At 45.1% G+C, this 25534-nt stretch carries 17 protein-coding genes and 1 CRISPR repeat array (1 of these 18 only partly in view); of the genes, 2 read left to right on the forward strand and 15 right to left on the reverse strand.

From position 1 onward, the window contains the following. A CRISPR array of direct repeats spans window positions 1-2017; the repeat unit is 28 nt; unit sequence TTTCTAAGCTGCCTATGCGGCAGTGAAC; it begins 231 nt to the left of the window's first position. A gap of 131 nt (window positions 2018-2148) precedes the next feature. The 15 genes from cas6f to B9T20_RS02260 form a co-directional block, all read right to left on the reverse strand. Further along, window positions 2149-2751 (reverse strand): type I-F CRISPR-associated endoribonuclease Cas6/Csy4, encoded by a 603-nt coding sequence (cas6f, locus tag B9T20_RS02190; protein WP_094489612.1) that lies wholly within the window; start codon window positions 2749-2751, stop codon window positions 2149-2151. Between the two features lie 9 nt (window positions 2752-2760). Next, window positions 2761-3822, reverse strand: coding sequence for a type I-F CRISPR-associated protein Csy3 (csy3, locus tag B9T20_RS02195; protein ID WP_094489613.1), 1062 nt, complete (start codon window positions 3820-3822; stop codon window positions 2761-2763). Between the two features lie 36 nt (window positions 3823-3858). Further along, window positions 3859-4773 carry a type I-F CRISPR-associated protein Csy2 gene (gene csy2, locus B9T20_RS02200; RefSeq protein WP_094489614.1) on the reverse strand — a complete coding sequence of 305 codons (915 nt, stop codon included), beginning with the start codon at window positions 4771-4773 and terminating at the stop codon, window positions 3859-3861. Continuing rightward, complete coding sequence (csy1, locus tag B9T20_RS02205) at window positions 4773-6023, reverse strand: type I-F CRISPR-associated protein Csy1 (protein ID WP_094489615.1); 1251 nt, start codon at window positions 6021-6023, stop codon at window positions 4773-4775. Before csy1 ends, csy2 begins: the two co-directional genes overlap by 1 nt. 102 nt (window positions 6024-6125) lie before the next feature. After that, window positions 6126-9509: a type I-F CRISPR-associated helicase Cas3f gene (gene cas3f, locus B9T20_RS02210; RefSeq protein WP_094489616.1), complete on the reverse strand. Its 3384-nt coding sequence runs from the start codon at window positions 9507-9509 to the stop codon at window positions 6126-6128. Continuing rightward, a complete protein-coding gene (gene cas1f, locus B9T20_RS02215; RefSeq protein ID WP_094489617.1) occupies window positions 9506-10459 on the reverse strand; it encodes a type I-F CRISPR-associated endonuclease Cas1f in 954 nt (317 codons plus the stop codon). The genes cas3f and cas1f overlap by 4 nt, the downstream gene beginning before the upstream one ends. Window positions 10460-10519: 60 nt before the next feature. Then, window positions 10520-11326 carry a sugar-phosphatase gene (gene yidA, locus B9T20_RS02220; RefSeq protein ID WP_094489618.1) on the reverse strand — a complete coding sequence of 269 codons (807 nt, stop codon included), beginning with the start codon at window positions 11324-11326 and terminating at the stop codon, window positions 10520-10522. A 79-nt stretch (window positions 11327-11405) separates the two neighbouring features. After that, window positions 11406-12221, reverse strand: a complete 816-nt coding sequence (locus tag B9T20_RS02225) for a MetQ/NlpA family ABC transporter substrate-binding protein (RefSeq protein ID WP_094489619.1) — start codon at window positions 12219-12221, stop codon at window positions 11406-11408. Then, on the reverse strand, window positions 12205-13383 hold the full coding sequence (locus B9T20_RS02230) for an acyl-CoA dehydrogenase family protein (protein WP_094489620.1): 1179 nt from the start codon (window positions 13381-13383) through the stop codon (window positions 12205-12207). Before B9T20_RS02230 ends, B9T20_RS02225 begins: the two co-directional genes overlap by 17 nt. Before the next feature lie 23 nt (window positions 13384-13406). After that, complete coding sequence (locus tag B9T20_RS02235) at window positions 13407-14111, reverse strand: methionine ABC transporter permease (RefSeq protein WP_199415215.1); 705 nt, start codon at window positions 14109-14111, stop codon at window positions 13407-13409. Next, window positions 14107-15132: a methionine ABC transporter ATP-binding protein gene (locus B9T20_RS02240; RefSeq protein ID WP_094489622.1), complete on the reverse strand. Its 1026-nt coding sequence runs from the start codon at window positions 15130-15132 to the stop codon at window positions 14107-14109. Before B9T20_RS02240 ends, B9T20_RS02235 begins: the two co-directional genes overlap by 5 nt. Window positions 15133-15559: 427 nt before the next feature. Further along, window positions 15560-15973, reverse strand: a complete 414-nt coding sequence (gene ruvX, locus B9T20_RS02245) for a Holliday junction resolvase RuvX (protein ID WP_008314362.1) — start codon at window positions 15971-15973, stop codon at window positions 15560-15562. A 71-nt stretch (window positions 15974-16044) separates the two neighbouring features. Next, complete coding sequence (purL, locus tag B9T20_RS02250; RefSeq protein ID WP_094489623.1) at window positions 16045-19953, reverse strand: phosphoribosylformylglycinamidine synthase; 3909 nt, start codon at window positions 19951-19953, stop codon at window positions 16045-16047. Window positions 19954-20111: 158 nt separating this feature from the next. Then, entirely contained in the window at window positions 20112-21674 is a 1563-nt protein-coding gene (locus tag B9T20_RS02255) for an N-acetylmuramoyl-L-alanine amidase (RefSeq protein ID WP_094489624.1), read from the reverse strand. Window positions 21675-21676: 2 nt separating this feature from the next. Further along, window positions 21677-23356 (reverse strand): tetratricopeptide repeat protein, encoded by a 1680-nt coding sequence (locus B9T20_RS02260; RefSeq protein ID WP_094489625.1) that lies wholly within the window; start codon window positions 23354-23356, stop codon window positions 21677-21679. 165 nt (window positions 23357-23521) lie between these two features. Here B9T20_RS02260 and elbB point away from each other — a divergent pair, with 165 nt between their 5' ends. Continuing rightward, window positions 23522-24202: an isoprenoid biosynthesis glyoxalase ElbB gene (elbB, locus tag B9T20_RS02265; RefSeq protein WP_094489626.1), complete on the forward strand. Its 681-nt coding sequence runs from the start codon at window positions 23522-23524 to the stop codon at window positions 24200-24202. Window positions 24203-24223: 21 nt separating this feature from the next. After that, window positions 24224-25525, forward strand: a complete 1302-nt coding sequence (locus tag B9T20_RS02270) for a homoserine dehydrogenase (RefSeq protein WP_094489627.1) — start codon at window positions 24224-24226, stop codon at window positions 25523-25525. The last annotated feature ends 9 nt before the right edge of the window (window positions 25526-25534 follow it).

Genomic DNA, 25534 nt, shown 5'->3' on the forward strand with positions numbered 1-25534 from the left:
GCATTGGGTTTTCTAAGCTGCCTATGCGGCAGTGAACCCACGGGTTTGGTTGAAACGATTGCCACCAAATTTCTAAGCTGCCTATGCGGCAGTGAACACACCTAAATTTTTGAGCTGAATCATTCCATTTTTCTAAGCTGCCTATGCGGCAGTGAACCACAAGTTCGCGTTCAATTGGATTTTGGTTTATTTCTAAGCTGCCTATGCGGCAGTGAACCGAATCGCTATGGATACGGCGCGCGTTTTTGTTTTCTAAGCTGCCTATGCGGCAGTGAACCCGTCGATTCGTCATATTGAATATTTAAAGGTTTTCTAAGCTGCCTATGCGGCAGTGAACATATTCGCTGCAACCATCCAACACGCCGAAGATTTCTAAGCTGCCTATGCGGCAGTGAACTTTGAACATGCAAACATTATTTAGTACCCAACTTTCTAAGCTGCCTATGCGGCAGTGAACGTAGCGTTGTGCTTGGAATGGCTGCATTGGGTTTTCTAAGCTGCCTATGCGGCAGTGAACCTAATTCGACTTTACGCGCGACTGGCGTAATATTTCTAAGCTGCCTATGCGGCAGTGAACTGACATGGGCTTTACTTAGCGTTTCTCTTATTTTTCTAAGCTGCCTATGCGGCAGTGAACTCGATACAGGCGCGATGATGCAAGCAGTCGCATTTCTAAGCTGCCTATGCGGCAGTGAACAAGAGTTTGATATTAACAAAGGATTGCTGATTTTTCTAAGCTGCCTATGCGGCAGTGAACGCTCGGGTCATACGCATAGCGGAGTACAAGCATTTCTAAGCTGCCTATGCGGCAGTGAACTTTTTTCCTTCCATCATTACCCATCCTTCTACTTTCTAAGCTGCCTATGCGGCAGTGAACGCTGCCCGTCTGTGCGCTCAACTTTGGCATTCTTTCTAAGCTGCCTATGCGGCAGTGAACGGGTGAGGCGGATTGGTATGCTCAAGACGGTTTTTCTAAGCTGCCTATGCGGCAGTGAACGATTTATTGTTTTTAAAGTTTCTGACCTCGGCTTTCTAAGCTGCCTATGCGGCAGTGAACTTGCGCATCTCACTAGGTGTATGATATTCAATTTTCTAAGCTGCCTATGCGGCAGTGAACTCATATTCCTCCCTCAATTCTCGAAGATGCTCTTTCTAAGCTGCCTATGCGGCAGTGAACTTCAGAGCAACGTCATGAGTTCATTGCAGACGTTTCTAAGCTGCCTATGCGGCAGTGAACAAGTAACGCGCGGCTTGAAGGCAGGCGTAATCTTTCTAAGCTGCCTATGCGGCAGTGAACTTGATGGGCAATTATTTTTAGTCCGCAAAGATTTTCTAAGCTGCCTATGCGGCAGTGAACTTTACCAGCGTTTTTGAGTGATTCAGTCAGCATTTCTAAGCTGCCTATGCGGCAGTGAACTCAACTGCGTTAAAGGCAGAACGCTATACGCATTTCTAAGCTGCCTATGCGGCAGTGAACAACTTTTGACACAAAAAGAGAGGCTAATGCATTTTCTAAGCTGCCTATGCGGCAGTGAACTACGCTTTGCATTGGGTTCTTTATTGCTTTGTTTTCTAAGCTGCCTATGCGGCAGTGAACGCAATCAATGAGGAGATCAAGAAGTACGGCGATTTCTAAGCTGCCTATGCGGCAGTGAACTCGTTCATGAATTATTAGCTATTTCATACGCTTTTCTAAGCTGCCTATGCGGCAGTGAACTGTCATCACATCAATGCCAGCAACTGCCACTTTTTCTAAGCTGCCTATGCGGCAGTGAACAAATTTTGATAGATACGGATGATCACCAATGTTTTCTAAGCTGCCTATGCGGCAGTGAACTCAGAAGATGATCCAAGACTACAGGCTCAAGCTTTCTAAGCTGCCTATGCGGCAGTGAACAAATTAACTCACACAGTTGAGCTAACGAGAGATTTCTAAGCTGCCTATGCGGCAGTGAACGCAGATGATAATAGAAATGAGGATATTTTTCATTTCTAAGCTGCCTATGCGGCAGTGAACAATAAAATTTCGGCACAAAAGATAGGAAAAATCACTGATCGAAGGTATTTTGCCTAAAACAACCAATGATTTTTCCTTATTTAATAAGCTACTGATTTTTATCCAAATTTTTAAAGAGCAAAAAACATTGGTTAAAATTCAGGAACGGTGGACAATGAATCTCCAGCACTCAAACCATAAGTTGTGAAATGAGCGGCCTCCGTTGGTGATGAAACAGGATTCTTATGAATCAACAATTTAAAACGTTGATCCGTGCTTTCACTGCTCATTTTCACGTAAGGCAAATCACTGTACTTTGGCTGTTTATCTTTAAAATGTGTAACTGCATCCTCAAAAGTCACATTGTTGCGCTTTGCATAACGGCGCGCTAAACGCTCAATGCTACTTTTAACCTGATGACGCTGATAAACAGCATAGCTTTTCACATCTTTAGGCACCGGTTTAATGGCAGAAATGTGCACATAATCACTCAAACGCATCAAGCACAATCCAATGTTCATGGCCATCAATTCCGCTTCAGTTTTTGCAAAAATGCGCAGATTTTTGCCAAGCCCTATTTTGTGCTTTTCCGGGATAAATTGATACCCAGGAAAACTCAATCCAATCCCTTTATGCTGCTGATGATTGTGCATATTCACCAATGCAAAATGCAGCTGCTTAAACACTTGATCACGAATATGACTGAGCGGCATCTCCTCTTGCATAATCAATGTAATCTCTTGATAAAAATGCATGTAGATCCCCTACTCTTTCCCGCTTTGACCAAAAACGCCGCCACGAATGAGCACCGCCATCACATAATGCTTTTGCTCATCATTCTCTAGCACACCGCCTGTGGCATAAGTGTCAAACAACGTGAAGAAATCATTTTTATCTTTTGGCGTACGAAACGCGCGCCCTAAGTTGGTCACCGCGCCATAAGGTTCAATGGCAATCGGCACTTGATGATCCGCAAAATCAGGATACCAAGTATCAATGGTGCGAAGCGCATTGCCCACTTTTTGTGAGTGCATTGCTGCTGTGCCATTGACGGCATATAAAATCTTGCTCTTTTTCTCTTTGTTGCTCTCATTTTTATCCAGCACCAACTCTTCACTTGGATAAACTTCCTGCGCTTTACCCATCAAAGCATAAGCATCCACTTGTATTAAAAAGTGATCCCCTGAATGTTCAAGCGCATTGGCAATGTAATCGGTCAATTTTTGTAACTGCGCTGCGCTCTCTGGATTGGCTGGTTCTTGAAAATCATTGATGCATAAAGACTTGGCATCAAACACCAATCTCTCTTTTTTCTCTTCATGAGTGGCATTTAATGTGACATGTACTTCAACCTGCTCTGCGCCCACACGGTTGCGCCATAAAAAGCGGCCATTGGCGATGTTGTACGCATAACGTTTGGCCAACGTTGCAAAACCCAATGACTGAACATATTCCGTCACCATTTGACGATAAGATGCTAAAAACTCTTGATTGTTACACGCAGATGGCTGCTCTAAACCATTTAATATTTTGAGGGTAAAAGAGACTTTTAATGTATCTTGATCCGCGCCCAATGCACATGCATCCACTCGTTGTAAGTTGGCTTTTTCCACCTCGGCATCCAATTTAGTTGTATCTTTGGCCAGTGCCGCTTTTAAGCGATTGGAGATGGTGCCGCGCACAGATTTTTCAATCAATGATAAAGGTGTTGGCGCAGCGGTTGCGCGCTCATTCCAACAAGTGCCATAAAAGAATGCATCCGATGGCACCAATTTTTTCTCAAAAGACAACACACTCGCAACTTTAATTTTTTCATTTTTAGACATATTTTGTTCCTCTTTTTTTATTGATTGATTAAACGATTATTGTTGTTGATTACGACAAAGATACAGCCCGTTTTCCTCATCGACATGATAAGACCAAAACAGTGCTTCTAATGATTCACAGCGATGCGGCATCACAAATCGCCCCAAAGTTAAAATGCTCTCCACAAAACGGTGCGGCGTTTGATCATCCCGCTGATACAAAATGGGCTCTGTCACCGGTGACAATGCTTGGAAACCAACAGCGATCGGCACCAGCCAGCCATGATCACCAAGGCGAGAGGATGACCATTGCGCGCCATCATTGTGTTCATGGGGCGTAGCTTCATGTTTGACGGCTAAATGATCCAGTAAAACTGAAATGGCATCTTTATCTGGCGCTGCGGCCATTGCATCCATCATCACATCGCGCGCTTCCACCAAAACATTGCCCAACATTAATGCATGGGACAATTGACGCAAATCAGCCGTTTCATCTTCACCTTTAGTGTCAATGAGCTCACAGGCGTGTACAGATGTGACATCGCCACTGGCAAACTTCATGCGCATGACATATGCATCACAGGCTTTCACCAATGCGGCACGTGCATCACTGCTTTTGATGATGGCGCCGGTGACTTCCATCAACAGCGTGACACGTAAATCACATCTTGCCTCTTCAATAAATGCAGGGCGACTGCCTGTTTTATCTAAAGGATTGGCCGTACCAACAATGGAGCGAACAAAATCACCACGACCTTTATACGTGTGTAAAAGAAAATCATGACAACTGACGGCCATTTGCGTTAAACGGACGCTGTCTAACTCAGGTTGCGTGCGTAAATGGCGCTCTAATGCATGCATTGCCCCAAGCCATGCAGTCATTGCGGGAAAGCCTATGGTTAAGGGGCTACTCAATGCATTGGCATTGTGAATGGACAGGTGCGGAATTTTTAAAAAATATCGTTTGGCCATCAGAAAAACTCCTTATCATTCGCTAAACATGCCATCACCTCTAAGCGAATGGCTTTACGGGCAGGTTCATCCAACTTATGGGCACGATCGACAAGTTCATACTCGCTGACAATGCATTTGGTGATGATTTTTGAAATCTCCTGCTGCCAATCATCCTCTTGGCGCTCTTTTGCGTATTGAGCATCCAACCAAATTTTTTGCACCTTGGGCAGATTCTGATAATGCTCATCTTCACTCCATTTTGCAGGCATCGATCCGCGCACTTGATACGCTTTACGTAAAATGGCATCGATGATGCCGTTGATGATGCGCGCAATCATGGCCCGTATTTCATGAGTGTTATAATCTTGTTTCACAAAGCGATGCAATGCTTTAAAACGTGCATGCTCTTTTTTCAAATACAACGTCTGCTTAAAGAAATCTGTCGTTGGTAAACGCACGGTGCGCTTGGTTAATTTCGGTGGCAATGAAGGCAATAAATAGACTTTGCCTGCCATTTGGTTGTTGATGCTGCTGATGTTTTGTGGTTTGGTGCCGCCATGGCTTAACATGGTTAAATCCAAGAGATCTTGATACGGCTCATGCCACTTGCCTTCACGTCGAGCTTTACGCGCCGCTTTAGAAAACTCAGAAAAACGCATCTCATCAATCTCAGTTTTCACACGCAGCAATGTGTTTGAAGATGTGAGCACAGACAATAAATGGTAATGATCATCCCCTAATGGGAAATACACTTGCTTTAACAGCCCATCGGTTTTCAATGCACCATCATCGGCTTTGATCTCTAAAAATTCTTTGGCCATCTCATCAAAATCAAGCCCTAAACTTTCAATGTATTGCACCAACAAAGGATGACGCGTTTCAAAGCCTTCAATCACCGTGCAGTCATCTGTCAATGGCAGCATTAAAAATTTATAAACATCCAGCGCTGCTGCATTGCCATATACATCGGCAGTCGTCACTGCGTGAATATTGCCGGTGCGCACATAACCGTCATTGCGGGCGCTAGCCGTTGCTATGATCGGCGTACTCTTTGAGCTCGGATGACTAAATTTACAAGGATGCGTGGTCATATAGAGTTGTTTTGCACGCTTTGCAGCATCACTCACCCAATGTTTTGGATGAAATCGATCGCTGGCCTCTAACTGATACGCCGCAATTGCCTCATGATCCTCTTTGGCATTTTTGATTTTCTTTTCCAACCAATCGGTTTGCCGTCCGGTTAAATACTCATTAATGGACTTTATCATTCTATTTTTCCTGTATTTGTTTATCTATTTTGTTGTCAAATACCGCTAAGCTGCTTTTTCAGCAGAGTTTTACTCTATCACATTCCCATCAATATTCAATTACTACTGGCCATTATTTGCCACCATTAATCCCAATTGATCCGAGTAATGATAGCGGCGCGATGCATCATCAGCGCCAGGCAATGAAATTTCACCATATAAGAAAGAGGCACGTCGTAAGGCAGATGCTTCATCGGCCATCCATTCGTCATGCACCGTTGACAATAATGCCGCACGATAATCACGCACAAGCCACAAACGCGACATTTCTAACGCTGACAATGACAACGGTTCAATTTGATAATGCGTTGTGCGATCCACCCAATCTCCTGCTTGATCTTGCTCTTTAAAACGAATCGCCTCATTTTCATACACAGCACACAAACGAAGGGTGGGCTCACTGCTTCGAAAACGGTAAAAACGCTGCGGTAAACCGGTTAAAAACCACACTTCATCAAGCCAACCTTGCAAAGGTTTAGCGCCGGTTTCTTCATAATCTGTCAATGCTGCTTGAATGCGGGCATGTTCAAGGTCTGCAAGGGATGCATTCGGCGTCAATTGTTCATCCATTTGAATGCGAGCAATGGCGTTGATCGGCAATGCGCCTTGCTCATGTTTGATCAATTGCATCAAATCTTTATTGACCAAACGAAATCGTGATTGATCCCGTTCAAAACCTGGTCGCACAAAAGCCAATTTTTTCCCCTGAATGCCCTTTAAATTGTATTGCATCAATGCAATATTGGGCGCTGTGATGTCCGTTTCTAGCGCGCGATGACGACGAACCCGCCCGGCCAACTGAATGATGGCACGGTAAGATGATGGCTCAATCACAGCCCAATCAAAATCATGATCTCGTCCCACTTCTTCCACCGGCGTTGCCACTAAAATAAAGATCACATCTTGTGCATCGGTGCCATCGATGTGCTGACGAATCACAGGATCGCTGAAGGCCTTGGCCATCTGCCCTGCCTTTTCTTTGCGGGACAACACCGCATCTAAATGCCGCTCTTGCACACTTCTGAGTAATAAAATTTGGCGCGAATGATAAGCCAAAACGCGAGGTGCCACAGCATCTGGCCAATCTGCGGACAATAAATGGCGCGTCAACGCAATGCAAGGTGGAATGTTCGCCACCCGCACAACGCCAAAAGAGATACGTTTGCCAGTCATCTCATCCACCGTATGATGATTGTGATGCAGCGCCAAAATGCTCTGTTGAATGCGCTCAAAATAGCGTGCTTGGCGAGAATCTTCCCCATCATCACTCAGTAAATCCTCACATTCAATGATGTTGGCATATTGCTTGACAACCCCATCTGATAAACGGCTCACACGTTTTTCTATAAAGGACTGATGCGATTGTTGATAATGCGCCATCAATGCTGTGGCATCTGAAATGATGGGCATTTTGACAATTTCCGCCTTAAATTCATCCACCCACATGCCATAAAGCGGCGCTTTTTTCAGCTGTCGAAAGGCACAAAATGCCTGCCAACCCTTTTGATAAGCATTGAATAAACCTTCGGCTAAACTGGGCGGAATGGTGGCCGATGAAATCATCACTTTGCGCCCAAGCATTCCAGCTAAATGGACAAGGCGCGCAATTGGGATCAAATCCTCAATGCCAAAGTCATCGACTTCATCAATCACCAAATCGGAGGACAATAAGCGCAAATATGGCAATAAATGACGGCCGCCACGCGTGGATTCAGTCGCCGCCATCATGTGATCAATGGTGCACACCAACACAGGTTTATACAAAAAGGCTTGGCTTTTACGGGCTTGATCCTGTGGAAAGAGTTTTTCTAAAAAATCGGGATAATATTGATCCTCAAACAAAACCGGCTCTTCTAACAATGCCTCTAATGATTCAGAACCCACCGCCTCATAGGTGGGCATTTGCGACTCAGATTCTAATTTCACCTGTTCATGCAGGGCTTGTACCGCCTTTGAGCCAATCAATACCGCCAGCTCATCTTTGGCCATGCCAAGCTGTTCACGATATGCATCCCCCGTTTGCAATGTCAGCGTCCGCAAGCCTAATGCCAACACATAACGCAATGCATCACCATCATCGGACAATGCCTGCATCATTTTGGCATTCGCAATCGTTTTACCGGTGCCGGTGCTGGCCATGTTCACCACAAACCAACCTTCAATGGCTTGATCATCACGCTTATTTTTAAGGCTCAAAATCTTTTTCACCGCCTGATCTTGCCAGGCAAACTTCGGTGGGCTTTTCTGCTTCAGTGCGCGTAAATCATGTGCTTGTGGCATCTCAAGTGTTAATGTCTTAAGCGCTTGCATGGCTTTAAGTGCCTGCTGATAAACGCCCACAATGTGCTCATCTAAATATTGTTTAGGCGCGCGGGTTGTGCGATCTGTATTGGCCAACAATGGCGTGTGTGGTTGCCAAATTTTATGGGGCGACGTCTCTTTGGGCAGTGAGGAAACATAGTGATCGGCAAGCATTAATGCCAAACGAGCATTTTGAATGATGATGCGCCAGCTGCCATCGCTCATCACCGTTTCAATTTTATCCTGCACCGCAAGCGAACGGCGCGCCCAGCGTTTCAATGCACTCATCCATTCAGGCGATGATTGCAGTAAACCTTCTTTAAACTGAAAACATTTTTTCAGGCGTTTCTCATAACTGTCATCATATTGATTTTGATAATGCCAATGCACGGCCACCTTTTTCAAAAGCTGCCCTAAAGAGGGCATGTACTCTTCTGAAAATTCTTCATACGCTTCATCAAACGGTAAATCCGGCAAACGATGATGAGAAAGCATCAACCAAGCCACCATTTGTGCCATCGGCGGCAATGGCCCAAGCGTTGTGAACGTGCCCTCTTTTAAATAAGCCGCCATCTTTTTTTGCAGTATTTTTTCTTGCCAATTGCCCTCTTGCAGCAAGGTGAGCCAAGCAACATCTGTTGCCTCATCGCCTGAATGCGCCACCAATGCCCGCAGCAATAAACATGAAATCCATTCATGGCGGATTGGATCGCCCTTAAAATGCTGCGATGTTGTCACCAGTTTTGACTGAAAAAGATCCGAGCATTTCCCCCAATCATGGAGCAATGTTGCAATGGCCGTCAAACCCTTCATCAAATCTAGATAAGGCCAATCATTCTCTGAATCACGCACCAATAATTTCCGTTTGGTTGCATTCACCGGCACATACCCCATGTCATTAAAGCGGCTGCGATTGCCCACAATCCATAACAATTCACTTCTGCGGCGGGAACGGATCCAATGGCAGCTGACGGCTGTATTTTTTGAGGCCGTTTTACGCAACAACTTTTTAACCATCAACAAACCTTCTTGCGTGATGATCGTTTGCCAAACATTGTCACCAATGCGATTGGCATAAGCATCCAATACACGGCGAGTGCGACTCAATGCCTTTTTCTCACATTGACTGATGAAGGTGACAATCATGCTTGCCACTCCTTGAGCGCCATGGATTTGACCACATTAAACATGTAATCAAGGCATTGATGCTCTGTGAATTTTTGCAAAACTTGCTGACGAAACTCTTGTTCCTTCATGTTCTCTTTTGCACAAATAAATGCCCAAGGCAGCACCACAGCATCTTTAATAAGATCTGCCACATCAAAAACCAAAGCGCCGCGGCGCGTTTTGCCATGCATCACTGCAAAACCATGTGGAATGCCCAGCACCCATAAACAACAAGCGGCCAAACCATAAGCCAAATAGTTGCCATGATTTAAAAAGTCATTGGCCAAATCGCCCTCATCTGGATTGCGAGCAAAACTCGTCAAGGCTAAATTTTTTGCGGCGTATTTATACAATTGCTTGGTCATTTGCGCTTCGCTTAAAAGCACATCACCCACACGAGTGAGATTTGGCAAGCGCGCCTCAAAATCGCCCAATGCTTTTTCCACCGCACAATCATTGGCATGAAAGCCTTCTGCCTGTAAATCACGATCTTTTGACCAAACTGCCCGAATAAAAGCAATGCGGGCGCGCTGAAAATCTTTCGCGGCCATTAAGCGATGATGATCCTCAAACCAAAACTTCATCCAACCTTGCATGTATTCAGTGGGTCGATATTCTGATTGCGGCGTCATCCACTCGATTTCAGATCCCATAAACAGCGGCGTGCCACCGCCGCCACAAAAGCCCACCAAAACACCGGCAGACGCCAACATTCTCATGGCCGCTTGCGTGATCGATGTGCCTGTTCCAAGCAAAATCACCGTGGTATTGGCAATCGGAATGTTCCAATATTGATTCTCTTTTTTTGCTTCCGTTAAATACAAAACGCGCCCATCTTTTTGCATCACCCGACAATGTTCGAGGTAATAAAGATTTGCGCGTTTTGAATGTAAAATTGCCTTAAGATCAGAGCCATGCAGATAATCCATTGATTGCCTCATTTATTGTTGTTATGCAATCACTATAGGCAATTTAAATAAATTATCAAGTCACAAATAGCGCTCGATCGCAACGGCAACACCATCTTGATCATTCGTCGTTGTGATGAAATCAGCATGCGCTTTGAGTAGATCAATGGCATTGCCCATTGCCACTTTCGTGCCCGCCACTTCAAACATGGAAAAATCATTTTGATGATCCCCAATGCACATGATCTCCTCTTTTTTGAGCCCAAACTCATTGGCAATGCGCGATAATGCTCGCCCTTTACTGGAATCTAAGTGCAAAAACTCAAGATAAAACGGCGCGCTTTTGACCACATTGTATTGCTCATAAAATGCGGCCGGAATCTGTGCCTCCACAAGGGCGAGTTTGTCTGGCACATCGGAAAATAAACATTTGGTATATAAACGATCCGGCTCCATATCTTGGGGCGCACGATAAATCAACGGAATGTTCGATAAATACGATTCATACACCACATAACGGCCAATGGCAGTGTTCGGTGTATACAGCGCTCCATCGCTGATCACATGCATAGCAACATCAAAATTGCGGCTCAGTTGTTCAATGCGATCATAATCTGCATGGGTCAATAAACTCTCATAGACCACTTCGCCCGTGGCAAAATTTTGGATCAAAGCGCCATTATTGCTGATGCAATAGGTGCCGCGATTGTAAATGCCCAATGCATCAATGTGAGGTTTCATGCCGGAAAATGGTCGACCGGTGGCTAAAATGATCTCCACGCCTTGCGCCTGTGCTACACGAATGCTGTCGGCCACTTTTTGACTGACTGCATGATCAGAGTTTAACAAGGTGCCATCCATATCAATGGCCATCAATTTAATGCTCATACTACCCCCATTCGCTAGATTGAGGTTTCATCGTAACAAAAAAAAACTCGCCGCGGCGAGTTTCTCAATTATCGATTGATCATTGCCAAGCGCTTGGCAAAATAAAACCATCGTATAATGGCTCATTTAAAATGTAGGCTTTAAATTCATCAGATTCATAAGCGGCTTTGAGATCCTTTGCCCAAGGTTCGTCTTTAAGCGCCTCAGGAATGGTGACAATCACCACATGCTCAGGTGGCGTCTCTTCAATGGCCAATGAATCGCTGATTTTAAGCCCCATGCTCACAATATAATTGCCATTGACCACTGCAAAATCCGCATCTTCTAAAGAGCGCAAAGCCTGTGCTGGATCAATCTCTTTAATGTTTAAAGTATATTGCCCTGGCAAAATGTCTTTGACACTAAAACGAATCGGATCGACGCCTTCACGAATCGTCACCCAACCGAGTTTTTCTAAAATGCGCGCAGCACGCTCAGCATTGACAGAATCATTTGGAATGGTGATGGTCATGCCATCGCGAATGTCTGCCAAACTTGTGTGACGACTCGAACGCAATGATTGCGGCGCACTGGCCGTATCGGCCAACTTGATCATATTCGATCCCGTCAAACGATTGGTATCCTTCATAAAGGCTTCACTTTGGAAAATCGAAGCATGTACTTCACCATCTTTCATGCTGCGGTTGATTTGACTGTTTTGTGAAAAAACTTTTGGCGAAATGTGATGACCTTTTGCCGCCATGATGGGCAAAATACCTTTCATGAACTGCTCAGAATAGGTAGAAGGACCAAACGCCACCACAATCGCGGGTGAATTGTTCTTCTCACCCTGCCCGCATGCGGCCAATAATCCCATCACCACGATGGCTGCTGTGACTTTAAAGATTTGATGCATGATGATTCTCCCTAAGTGTACGCAATGCCGATTGCGCTAAATTGATGTAAACCATATCTTCCATGGGCGGATTGTGTAAACCTGCGCGCACATCGCGATAGAGGCGTTGCAATGGATTGTCCATGGACAAAGACCGCGCACCCACCAAACGCATCGCTAAATCCACCACTTCAATGGCGTGATTGACGACAGAAGTTTTTGTCACTGCCAAGGCATCCCCAAGTGTTGAACGCGTTTTAGCATCCGCTGCATCCCAGTCACGTGCCACACCAAAGAGTAAATATTCGCTTTCGATGAGCTTTGCGCGCATTTGCCCAAGCTTTTGCTGCACCAACGGCAAATCACCAATCGTACCGGATGCCAAGCTGTTCGGCGCATAATGGGCGGCAAATGCCAAGGCTTCATGAAACGCCGCCTGTGCAATCCCGTAATACACCGCCGGAATGTGTAAGAGCCAACCTTGTGGTGCTCTGTTGACCACTTTGGTCATCAACAAAGCATCTTTTGGCAATAGAACATCATCTAAAATCAAATCATGGCTGCCGGTTGCGCGCATGCCCAGCATGTTCCATGTCTCTTCTATGCGTAAGCCTTCCAGCGCGCTTTTCACCAAAAACTGCCCCACTTCATCGGTGTCATTGATGCGAGCAGACACCACAAAATAATCGAGCACGGGGGATAAGGTTGTAAATGTTTTATGCCCTGTGATTGTCCAACCAGAATCGGTTGCGCGAGCCGTAGTTTGTGGCAAGCCACCACGCGTTGGGCTGCCGGTGGCCGCTTCAGTGGCAGCGCTGTTGATCAAAGCACCCGTTGCCACCACATCTAAAGCAAAATCACGAAAAATCGCTTCATCCCAAGGGCGATCATCACTCAATTGTTTGGTCATGCCGATGTGCCAACCAATGGCCAATGCGGTGGCAGCATCGTTTTGGGCAATGATGGCTTGATGGCGCAACATCTCTTCTAGCGTGACGCCAATGCCGCCATATTCAGGCGTCAATGTGAGCGAAGGATAGGCAATGCGTTTTAAATCTTCAATGTTTTCAAAGGGAAAGCTGTTGTTTTGATCATGGTGATGAGCGCGTGCTTTGAAGGCTTGAGCCGTTTTTTGAGTCAAAGCAAGACGCTCACCCATGTTGTCATGGGTGAATAGTGTCATGTGATCTCCGAAGAATTAGGGAATTATGAGCGAACGCGTTTTGCGAAGTAGTTACCGATCATCTGAATGGCTTGAACCAAGACCACTAAAATGATGACACAGTAAACAATCACAGCGTTGTCATAGCGATTGTAGCCGTAGTTAATGGCCAAATCGCCGATGCCGCCTGCACCAATCGCACCTGCCATGGCAGTTGCACCAATGAGGCCAATCGTTGCAGTGGTGAAGTTTAAGATGAGGGATGCTTTGGCTTCAGGAATTAAAAAGTGCCACACTGTTTCAAAAGTGGAAGCGCCCATGGCATTGGCAGCTTCGATGATGCCGTGATCCACCTCCAAGAGTGATGTTTCCACCAAACGCGCAATGAATGGCGCAATGTAGATGGTCAGCGGAATAATGGCAGCAGATGTACCAATGCCCACATCTAAAATCAGACGCGTAATGGGCATCACCGCCACCAATAAAATGATGAACGGTAAAGAGCGCACAATGTTAATGATGGGATTGAGCACATTATAAATGGCGCGATGTGGACGAATACCATTTGGGCGCGTCAACACCAAAATAATGCCAAGCAATCCGCCTAAAATGACGCCAAGCACCAAAGAGACTGCCACCATCCATAACGTTTGTTGGCCAGCTAAAATAAACCCATCTAAACCCACGGTGTGCGGAATGAATAAATCTTTAAAAATTGCGGTTAATTGTTCCATGAAAACTCTCCTAATCCAACTGATTGTGCGTCACACGAACGCCATGATCTCTTAAGTACGCAACGGCCTTTGCCACCGCATCATCATCGCCAATGAACTGCACAAACATGCTGCCAATGACGGAGCCTTCGATCTCGATCATGTTAGAAAATAGGAAATTGACCACCACCAAGCGATTTAAAATGAGCTCATTGACCACCGGCGTTTTCGCAGAATCGCCCAAAAATTCCAAGCGATAAATGTGGTTAGGGTGCGCATCATCGATGTTGCGAATGATGCTTTTGGGAATCTCATCTTCAATCAACGTATTGATGAATTTACGAGTCATGGCGGCTGCCGGATTTTGGAAAATCTCTTTCGTGGAACCTGTTTCCACCACAACGCCTTTATCCATCACCGCAATGCGATTGCAAATGCTTGTGACCACTTCCATTTGGTGGGTCACCATCATGATGGTAATGCCCTGCTCTTGGTTAATCTTACGCAATAAATTGAGGATCGACTGCGTAGTTTGCGGATCAAGTGCGGACGTTGCCTCATCGCACAATAAAATGTCAGGATTGTTTGCCAATGCGCGTGCGATGCCCACACGCTGCTTTTGCCCGCCGGATAACTCACGTGGATACGCATGTTTCTTATCAGGAATTTCCACATACGCAAGCAACTCATCAACGCGCGCATCAATCGCCGCTTTAGATAAATTAGAGTTGAGTTTTAAGGGGAGCGCGATGTTTTCTGCCACTGTCTTCGTTTCAAGCAGATTAAAGTGCTGAAAGATCATGCCAATGCGTTTTTTGACATTGCGAAGTTCAGTCGGAGAAAGGGATTGGAGGGATTGCCCGTTGATGATGACGTTGCCAGAAGTTGGCCATTCGAGGGCATTGACTAAGCGAATGAGGGTACTTTTGCCGGCGCCGCTGTAACCGATGACGCCAAAGACATCGCCTTTGTTGATGGTTAAATTGATGGGGTGAAGCGCTGTGACTTCTTTGTTGTTTTTAAGATAGCTTTTGGTGATGTTTTGAAACTCGATCATGATGAAGTGCCCGTGATTTTAATAAAATTTGATCTAATAAAGTGGTGTGTGACATTTGCGTAGAACAGCAGCACATCATTGACATTAACATTTGCATCGTAAAACTCCTGAATAAAATATTTTGCTTAAGCTCAATATTTATAGCATTAAGATTTTTGATGTGCAAATAATTTTTGCATATATTACATATACATTAAATATGTGATTATTTTTCATTCAGATAAAATTTGTTTTTCATGAATCAACGCGCTATATTATGCGCTTTTAAAATCCATATAACTTATTGACTATTACCTTAAATATATATTTAATTGATTTATTTTAGTTAAAAATGCTGCACCATTGCATCCGAATCAGTGCCCCTTATTCCCATAAAAAAGGGGAAAACACATTTCCCCTTTTGACTAATTTTTATCATTAAGCGCACTTAAAACAGGCAATCACCATTTAAATAGCGCTCCACAATGATCGCGGCTGAATGGGCATCTAATTGCCCTTTCTTACCTTTTTTAGAGGGTTTGATGTATTGTTCGCTCTCTTGTGAGGATAAGCGTTCATCCACCTCTTCCACCGGCAAACCAAAGCGCCCATGCAAACGATTCATAAATTTACGAATCTTTTTGATGTGCTCAGTTTCTGTACCATCTGCAGTGTATGGAATGCCCACCACCAAAACTGTGGGTGTCCAATCTTTTAAATGGCGCGCCACCTCTTCCCAATCGGGCTGACCATCGGTGGCTTTTAAGATGGCAATGGGCTGGGCGGTATTCGTCAAACGATTGCCCACCGCTAAGCCAATGTTCTTCACGCCATAATCAAATCCCACCACAATCTCTTCCATCACTTTTGTCCTTTGAAAAAAAAATACTCTGCCGAGGCAGAGTATTGAAAGTCTAATGAAGATGCAAGTCTTTAGACAAATGATTTACGCGCATTGGCAAACATGCGATACCAACCGCTGAACGTTTCCCAATCTTCTGGTTTCCAGCTCAACTGATCACGCTGATACACACGCTCAGGGTGCGGCATCATGATGGTGGCGCGGCCATCTTTCGATGTCACGCCGGCAATTGCCTGTGGTGAACCATTCGGATTCAATGGATAACGATCTGTCACTTGCCCTAAACCATCGACATAACGCGCGGCCACATCAATGTTGCCCAGACCATCTTTAAAGTGTGCACGGCCTTCACCATGACTCACCACAATCGGCATCATAGAGCCTTCCATGCCATTGAAGAAAATGGACGGTGATTTAACCACTTCCATCATCGTTAAACGCGCTTCAAACTGTTCTGATTCATTGCGCATAAAGGTTGGCCAATGTTCTGCACCCGGAATGATTTCCGCCAACTGACTCATCATTTGGCAACCATTACAGATCCCTAAGCTCAATGTATCATTGCGCGCAAAGAAGCTTGCAAAGTGATCACGCAATTTTGCATTGAATAAAATGCTCTTCGCCCAACCTTGACCGGCACCTAAGACGTCACCGTAGCTAAAGCCGCCACATGCCGCAAGGGCATCAAAGTCTGTTAAAGAGACGCGTCCTGCAATTAAGTCACTCATGTGCACATCTTGCGCTGCAAAGCCTGCAGTATGGAAGGCCGCTGCCATTTCCACATGACCATTGACGCCTTGTTCACGCAAAATCGCAATGCGTGGTTGTGCCCCAAGGTTAATGTAAGGCGCTGCAATGTCTTCATTGACATCAAAGGTGGTTTTTGTAAAGAGTTTTTTAAGCTCAGGCGTTTCAATCAACGCAAATTCGCTATCCGCTGCCGCAGGATTGTCGCGTAAGCGTTGCATGTGATGACTCACTTCGCTCCAAGCTTTCTGCAATGCTACGCCAGATTCTGTCAATAATGTTTCATCATTTGCGCGAATGGTGAGTGTGTAATCATCCACCACCGTACCGATTTGATGCACCAAATGCCCAATGCCCATTGCTTCTGCAAGTGCAGTGAAATTACCCGCAAAGCTCTCATCAATTTGCACAACTGCACCCAACTCTTCGTTAAAGAGCATGCGTAGATGTTGCTCATGGCTTGAGCCTTCTGCCACCAATGCCGCTTTTACGCTACTTAAATCAATGTGCATACCTAAGCGGCCAGCAAACATCATTTCTGCCAATGTGGCCAATAAACCGCCATCACCTCTGTCATGGTAAGCAAGCAATTCGCCCGTCGCCACCATGCGCTGCATGAGTTTAAAGAATGCCCCTAAATGTTCGCTCGATACATCCGGTGCCACATCAGACAATTGACCATTGACTTGTGTTAAAGCACTGCCGCCTAAACGCGCATGCCCTGCCCCTAAATCCACCAAAAAGAGCTGACTATTTTCTACAGCTTTGAGCTCTGGCGTCACTGTTTTACGCACATTTTCAATCGGTGCAAAGGCGGTGATCACCAAAGATAATGGTGCGGTGACGGACTTTTGCTCGCCTTGATCTTCCCAAACTGTATTCATGGATAAAGAATCTTTACCCACCGGAATGGACAATGATAAATCCTGACAGAAATTCGAAACCGCTTCCACTGTGCGATAGAGTTTTTCATCTTCGCCCGGTAAACCACAAGGCGCCATCCAGTTTGCCGACAATTTAATGCGTTTGATCTCACCAATGTCTGTTGCGGCAATGTTCGTGATGGCTTCACCCACTGCTAAACGGCCAGATGCTGCAGCATCAAACAAAGCAACAGGGGCTTTTTCACCCATTGTCATCGCTTCGCCGTGCGTGGTGTCAAAGCCCATTTTTGTCACAGCCACATCCGAAACCGGTACTTGATAAGGTCCCACCATTTGATCTTGATACGTTAAGCCGCCCACAGTGCGATCCCCAATGGTGATGAGGAAGTTTTTGCTCGCCACAGTTGGCAAACGTAATACATCATATGCACTTTTAACCAAATCCACTTGTGTGGCATTAAAAGGAATCTCTGCATCCACAATCGTGTGATCAATGCGCGTGGTTTTTGGCGGTTTACCCAATAAAATGTCCAATGGTAAATCCACAGGTTCATTGTCAAACAGCGCATCTTTGACCTTTAACACGCCATCATCGGTTGCGGTGCCCACAACAGCAAATGGACAACGTTCACGCTCACACAATGTGCGAAAACGTTCTAAATCTTCAGGCAAAATGGCCAATACATAACGCTCTTGCGCCTCATTACACCAGATTTCCATTGGGCTTAAGCCCTCTTCTTCCAGCTTAATGTCACGCAAATTGAAAATGGCACTGCGCCCTGCATCATTGACCAACTCAGGGAAGGCATTCGATAAACCGCCAGCACCCACGTCATGAATGGAGACAATCGGGTTTTGATCACCAAGCTGCCAACAGCGATCGATCACCTCTTGTGCACGATGTTCGATTTCAGGGTTACCGCGTTGCACAGAGTCAAAGTCTAAATCGGCACTGTTTGCGCCAGTTTCCATGCTCGAGGCTGCGCCGCCGCCTAAACCAATCAATAAACCCGGGCCGCCCAATTGAATCAACAATGCGCCAGCAGGGAAAATGCCTTTTTCCACTTGCTGTGCTTGAATGTTCCCTAAACCACCGGCAATCATGATGGGTTTATGATAACCACGCACTTTGCCTTTATAAGGTGCTTCAAAGGTTCTAAAGTAGCCCAATAAATTTGGACGACCAAATTCATTGTTAAAGGCAGCGCCGCCCAATGGGCCATCGATCATGATGTCAAAGGCGCTGCTGATGCGATCCGGTTTACCATAACTGCCATCGTTCTGATACTGCTCCCACGACTGCACATAATTTGGGATTTGAAGATTGGAAACGCTAAAACCGGTTAAACCCGCTTTTGGACGTGCACCGCGGCCGGTGGCGCCTTCATCACGAATCTCACCGCCGGCACCTGTGGATGCGCCTGCAAAGGGTGAAATGGCTGTGGGATGGTTATGGGTTTCCACTTTCATCACGATGTGTGTGAGTTCTTCATTGAATTGGTATTCACACGCATCCGCATTTGGATAAAAGCGATCAATCGTATAACCTTCAATCACCGATGCATTGTCTTTATACGCAACCACAGTACCTTCTGGCGTTTTCTCGTGGGTATCTTTGATCATGCGAAACAGTGATTTTGGCTGTTTTTCATCATTTAAAATAAAATCTGCATTGAAGATTTTATGGCGGCAGTGCTCTGAGTTTGCTTGAGCAAACATCATAAGCTCTACATCTGTGGGGTTGCGACCCAATTTTTGATAGTTTTCAACTAAGTATTCGATTTCATCTTCTGACAAGGCAAAACCAAAAGTCACATTCGCCTTTTGTAGAGCGCTGATGCCTTCACCTAAAATATCAATCGATTCATACGTGCGCGCTTGTGTGTGATGAAAGAGTGATTCGGCCTCATCAAATGAAGTGAGTAATGACTCTGTCATGCGATCATATAATAAAGCACCCCAACCTTTGCGCTCAGCATCGGTTAAGTCGCCACCCAACACATACGCAATCGTGCGTTCAATGCGCAACACATCATCAAAGCCACAATTGTGTGCAATGTCTGTTGCTTTAGATGCCCAAGAAGAGATGGTGCCAATGCGAGGTGTGACTAAGAAGAGATGTTCGCTAGAAGAGAGCGCAGGAGGAGGATTTTGTGTGGCTGTTAAAATAGCCGAGAGAGAGGATAAAGATGAGGATGTTAAGGGTTGTTTGCTTTCTATAAAATACCAATATGTTGCGGTTATATTAATATCAGGCGGCAGATTCAACCTTGCTGCATTTTGTCGAAGCTTCTCCAATCTAAAATCGGATAGCGCCAAAGAACCACATAAAGAAATAATCGAAGACATTACTATTACTCTCAAATAAAGATGGCCAGAGAAGCGGATTATCATACCTGAAATTATCAGAGAAACAAACTTCCAACCCCACAAAAATGACCGAATTTATCAATTTCTTTATATTTTTAACAATTTACGCTATCCGATTTGAATTGCTTTGCACTCCCTTACGGTAACACGAGCACAGTGCCCACCGGCACACGCAATTGATTGCTCGGCAAGCGATTGATTTTCAATAAGCTCTCGAGCGATACACGATAACGTTTGGCAATGTCTGCCAACGCTTCACCGCGCTGCACTGTGTGACGTTTGACCGCAGGTTGCGGTTTAGGTTTTGCCACCACTTGCGCCGACTGTACATTTTGCTGAGACTCAAGCGATAATTCTGGAAACACCACTTGGGCATCTTTGGCATGTGATGGGCTCTCTAAACGCACCTCTGGCACAGCAGGCGTTGGATTGGGGCGCGCTGTAATCGTGGGCGGCGGCACCGGCGTTGGGTTCACTTTTTTAGGTGGCGCAACGGTGCTGTAAACGAGCTCAACCGCAGGACGTTTTTTAAAGTATGCACGCACGCCCTTCATCATGTCATCAGCTAAACGATTTTGATGCGAAGCACTTTTCAGCTTTTTCTCATCATCAGGGTTTGAGATAAAGCCTGTTTCCACCAAAACTGAAGGAATGTCTGGTGCTTTGAGCACCGCAAAGTTTGCTCGCTCCACATTTTGCTTATGCAATTTCGTATCGCGCTGCAACTGCGTTAGGATTTGTGCGCCCAACTCATGGGAGGCTTCAATGGTGGCATCTTGGGAAATGTCTAAGAGCATTGATGCAATGGCATTGTCTTTATCAGACATTTTAACGCCCGCAATGATGTCCGAGCGGTTCTCTTTTTCCGCCAACAAACGCGCAGCTTCACTCGATGCCCCTTTTGTGGACAAGACATAAACCGATGCGCCCCATGCAGAGCGATTGAGCGCCGCATCCGCATGGATGGAGATAAACATGTCTGCCTTTTGACGTTTTGCGATCAACACGCGTTCACGCAGCGGAATGAAGCGATCGCTGTCACGCGTCATCACTGCACGCATACCAGGCTCTTTATTAATGCGATCCCGCAATTTTTTACCAATGGCCAGCACCACATCTTTTTCACGTGTTTTGTTTTGCCCGATCGCACCAGGATCTTTACCACCGTGACCAGGATCAATCACCACAATGACATTTTTCTTTGGCACTTGCTTGGCCACTTGTACGCTCGACTGCTCTGCCACCACCATTTCAGATTCGCGAGTAATGGCCATATCACGGGAAACGGCTGTGGCGCCTTGACTGATCATGATGACCAATTCATAGCCCTGCTTACCTTTCACCAAAGCCGTTGTGCCGGGCACCGATTGCGTCAAATCCACCACAATGCGTAAATCCGTGCCTTGCTGCGTGCCTAAACGCACGCCGGCCACATGTTTGCCGGCAATGGCCAACGATTGCACTTTATTACGCAATTGCGCATTTGGAATGTCCACCACTAAGCGCGGCGGGCTGTCTAAACGAAAGCTTGTAAATGTGGTGCGCTCATTCAGAGGAAAAACGATGCGTAAATTGCCATCAGGCGTTGTGGAGCTTGTGCCATTGCCAACCAATGTGACAGCCAATGCCCACGGCATCATGCCGAGCAATACAATCAATACACCGATGCAGCGGGATAATCTATGTAAAACCTGTCTCATCACTACTGTAAAACCTCTGGATATTGTTTAAGCAAAGCCAATGTTTCAGGATGCGTGGGTAAAATGGCTTGCAACTGTTCAAATAATGCACGCGCCTGATCAATCGCTTGCTCTTCAATCAATAAAGCAATGTAGTGACTGATCACATCCGGTTCTTTTAGGCGATGAAATGCCGGAACAATGTATTGACGTGCTTTTGCATAATCTTTGGCCTTAAAATACGCCCAGCCTAAACTGTCCATAATGGCTGGCTCCTCTGGCGCTAAGGCAATGGCTTTTTGTAAATACCCCAAGGCTTTTTTCGCTTGCGCCTCTGTTTTGGCATTTTCTAAGAGCATATAACCATAACCATTGAGCGCTAAGGGATCATCCGGATGTTTATTGAGCCAAGCTTTGAGCACCGCTTGCATTTGAGCCGGTTTTTGCATCCCTTCATAGGCAATGGCTTTGTAATATGAATAGGTGAACACTTCATAATTGGTCACCACATCTAAAATCTCAGCATAAGGCAATAAGAGCTGATAATCAAAGGATGTATCCAACATCTCTAACTGCTGATTATATAAATATTCTGCACGATCCGGGAATTTAGTGCGAAGTTCATCAAAAATCGCCAAAAATGTGGCATATGATTTTTTCTTCAATGCCATGTCCGCTTCTGACAACAAACGCACCACTTGCACATCAATCACATTGACATTTGGCAACACATCATACAAATCGCCCATGCGCCCTGCTGAGCGAGCAAAGTCTGCCATTTTGTAGATCACCGTCACATAATCGCCCTTTAATTGCACCATTTTATCTAAATGGGTTCGGGCAGCATCGCTGTCTTGATAGACAAAATAGAGAAATGCCAATTGGCCTTGCACTTTTGCATGATTTGGCTGCGTTTTGGCCAACTCTTTGATATATTGCAAAGCCGCAGCATAATTAAATTGATTGATGAGCCCTTGGGCATACTCTAATTTCAAATCCACTTGACCGCTCTGTTCAGCCGCCGCTTTGACCATGGCCAAGCCAGTTTCAGGCTCATTTAACAGCGCATACACATACATTAACAATGCGTAATTGACGGCATTGTCTGGCGCTTGGTCAATCACGCGCGTTAAATATTGCAATGCTTCTTCATACAAACCATTGTCCACCAAAAGGCTCGCTAAAAGCGGCGTCACTTCTGGGGAATAATCATTCATTTTCGCAATTTGACGATAAATCTTTAAAAATTGATCCGGTGCAATCGCCCCTTTTAATTCACGGTACAAAAAGTGAAAACCATTGTCGTCAGGCTGATCTTTGGCATACAGCGTTGCCACACGATTCATTACCGCAGCTGCTTTACTGTTGTCGTTTAATTGGGCATAAATGATGGCCTCAAACAGCAGCACTTCGATGTTATCGGGCTCATCTTCTAAAATCTGATTCAATAACGAGAGGGCTTTGAGATAATCACCATTGACATAGGCGATGTTAAATTGCTGTCTTAACACATAGGCAATGTTATTGTCTTTGGTGACTTTTGCCAGATAATTCTCTGCAGTTTCAAGATCATTGCGTTGAAATGCCAATTCACCCAATAAGAAATTCAGCATTAGATTCTCTTCTTTTGGCGCTTTTGCGCTGGCACTACCCATCGAAATGAATAGCCCAACAACGAGTCCAAGTGTCATCTGTTTGATCATAATGGCGGTTTTCCTCTCTGATATTTCGGCTCAATTCTACACTAAAAAAAGTGGGGTTTCTTCCCTATCTCGAATTCTTTGCATTTAGCTATAGCAATCTACAAAAATAGTCGATATGATCAAATGAATCACAAATAAAAATAAATTTTATGGGGAGAGCATGAAATGAACAGGAAAGTTGCGTTCTTTTTATCGGGATCAGGACATTTAGATGGCACTGAGATTACAGAAGCTGTCACCTTGCGTGTTGCCCTTGCCCAACATGGCTTTGATGTAGTGTGCTTTGCACCGAACCGTTCCCAAGCCGATGTCATCAATCACAAAGAGATGGAATCCATGCCAGAGCTTCGCAATATTTTAGTGGAATCCTCACGCATTGCCCGCGGCAACATTGCCCCCATTGACCAATTTGATGCCAGTGAATATGTTGCAGTGATTATGCCAGGTGGCTTTGGCGCTGTGAAAAATTTCACAAATTTCCTTGAAAAAGGCAACAAAGCGACGTTAATGGATGACATTGGCCGCGCCTTAAAAGATGCCATTGACCACAATCTTTGGGTGGTTGCCATTTGTGCCGCGCCATTGGTCGCAGCACTTGCGATGCGTGATGCGCAAAAAGCAGCATCTGTCAGCTTTGGCGCCGCTGAAAATGCGGGAAATTTTTTACCGGCATTAAATGATTGGAATATCAACCACATCGAGACAAAATTACACGAAGGACACATCGATATTGAACATAAATTAATCACAAGTGGTGCTTACATGTTCCATGATGCCACACCTTATGATATATCTTTATGTTCAGGTTTTGTCATCGAAGAATTATTAAAACAGTTAACACATTAGTCACATTGGAATTATTAGCGCATGAAACGTTTGAATATTGGTATTTTGGGTTTTGGTACAGTTGCAACGGGAGTTGTTGATTTAATTAAAGAAAATCATGCGGAAATTACGCGTCGTACAGGGTACGAATTTGCGATTGAAAAAATCTTTGTGCGCTCAATGGACCGTGACAATCCTTACGGTTTATCCCTCACCACAGATGTCAATGATGTTTTGATGAATCCAAACATCGATGTGGTAGTCGAACTCATGGGCGGCATTGAACCAAGCTTAAGTTACATTCAAACAGCCCTTGATCAAAATAAACATGTGATCACAGCCAATAAAGCCTTAATTGCCACGCACGGCAATGAGCTCTTTAAGAAAGCGGCGGAAAAAGGCTTAATGTTGATGTTTGAAGCCTCTGTTGCTGGCGGCATTCCTGTGATCAAAACCTTACGTGAAAGCTTAATTGGTAACAAAATTGAATCTTTAGCGGGCATCATTAATGGCACAGGCAACTACATCTTAACGGAGATGAAAGAGAAAGGCCGCTCCTTTGAAGATGCGTTAAAAGATGCTCAAGCCTTAGGTTATGCAGAAGCGGATCCAACGTTTGATGTTGAAGGCATTGATGCTGCTCATAAACTCACCATTTTGGCCTCCATTGCCTTTGGCATTCCATTACAGTTTGATAAAGTCTTTGTGGAAGGCATTTCTACTTTAGAAACAGAAGACATTCAATATGCCAATCAATTGGGCTACACCATTAAACATTTGGGCATCGCGAAATATTTACCCGAAGGCATTGAAATTCGCGTGCATCCCACTTTGATTCCAAAATCCGAGCTCATCTCTAACGTCAATGGCGTGATGAATGCTGTATTGGTCAAAGCCAATGGCGTTGGACCCGTTTTAAGTTATGGCGCAGGTGCAGGCGGCAAACCCACAGCATCTTCTGTGTTGTCTGACTTAGCGGACATCTCACGCATGTTAGAAGCGGATAAAGAGCACTATGTGCCTTATTTAGCTTTCCAAAATCAGGCGCTCTCTAATGCGCCCATTCTGCCACAAGCAGACATTCACACAGCCTACTATTTAAGAATTAAAGCTGTGGACCAACCTGGTGTGCTTTCTGATATTACCCATATCCTAGCTCAGCATGATATTAGTATTGAATTGATGATCCAGACAAAATCTGTTGATGACAATCTCGCTAATATCATTATGACAACGCATGAAACGAAAGAACACGCAATTCTCGAATCCTTACGCGCGATTGAAGCACTCGCGAACATCCGCGGCAAGGCGAAGTTATTGAGAATCGAATCTTTCAGGTCATAGCATATTTAA

It is taken from the genome of Wohlfahrtiimonas sp. G9077 (genome assembly GCF_002252155.1).
Lineage (GTDB): Bacteria > Pseudomonadota > Gammaproteobacteria > Cardiobacteriales > Wohlfahrtiimonadaceae > Wohlfahrtiimonas.

What these genes read in the sequence shown, in the direction of transcription:
- elbB (WP_094489626.1), top strand. Translation starts at nt 23,522, where the DNA reads ATGAACAGGAAAGTTGCGTTCTTTTTATCGGGATCAGGACATTTAGAT.
- yidA (WP_094489618.1), bottom strand. Translation starts at nt 11,326, where the DNA reads ATGAGCATTAAATTGATGGCCATTGATATGGATGGCACCTTGTTAAAC.
- B9T20_RS02240 (WP_094489622.1), bottom strand. Translation starts at nt 15,132, where the DNA reads ATGATCGAGTTTCAAAACATCACCAAAAGCTATCTTAAAAACAACAAA.
- csy2 (WP_094489614.1), bottom strand. Translation starts at nt 4,773, where the DNA reads ATGGCCAAACGATATTTTTTAAAAATTCCGCACCTGTCCATTCACAAT.
- csy1 (WP_094489615.1), bottom strand. Translation starts at nt 6,023, where the DNA reads ATGATAAAGTCCATTAATGAGTATTTAACCGGACGGCAAACCGATTGG.
- B9T20_RS02260 (WP_094489625.1), bottom strand. Translation starts at nt 23,356, where the DNA reads ATGATCAAACAGATGACACTTGGACTCGTTGTTGGGCTATTCATTTCG.
- B9T20_RS02225 (WP_094489619.1), bottom strand. Translation starts at nt 12,221, where the DNA reads ATGCATCAAATCTTTAAAGTCACAGCAGCCATCGTGGTGATGGGATTA.
- B9T20_RS02270 (WP_094489627.1), top strand. Translation starts at nt 24,224, where the DNA reads ATGAAACGTTTGAATATTGGTATTTTGGGTTTTGGTACAGTTGCAACG.
- csy3 (WP_094489613.1), bottom strand. Translation starts at nt 3,822, where the DNA reads ATGTCTAAAAATGAAAAAATTAAAGTTGCGAGTGTGTTGTCTTTTGAG.
- ruvX (WP_008314362.1), bottom strand. Translation starts at nt 15,973, where the DNA reads ATGGAAGAGATTGTGGTGGGATTTGATTATGGCGTGAAGAACATTGGC.
- purL (WP_094489623.1), bottom strand. Translation starts at nt 19,953, where the DNA reads ATGTCTTCGATTATTTCTTTATGTGGTTCTTTGGCGCTATCCGATTTT.
- B9T20_RS02255 (WP_094489624.1), bottom strand. Translation starts at nt 21,674, where the DNA reads ATGAGACAGGTTTTACATAGATTATCCCGCTGCATCGGTGTATTGATT.
- cas3f (WP_094489616.1), bottom strand. Translation starts at nt 9,509, where the DNA reads ATGATTGTCACCTTCATCAGTCAATGTGAGAAAAAGGCATTGAGTCGC.
- B9T20_RS02230 (WP_094489620.1), bottom strand. Translation starts at nt 13,383, where the DNA reads ATGACACTATTCACCCATGACAACATGGGTGAGCGTCTTGCTTTGACT.
- cas6f (WP_094489612.1), bottom strand. Translation starts at nt 2,751, where the DNA reads ATGCATTTTTATCAAGAGATTACATTGATTATGCAAGAGGAGATGCCG.
- cas1f (WP_094489617.1), bottom strand. Translation starts at nt 10,459, where the DNA reads ATGGATTATCTGCATGGCTCTGATCTTAAGGCAATTTTACATTCAAAA.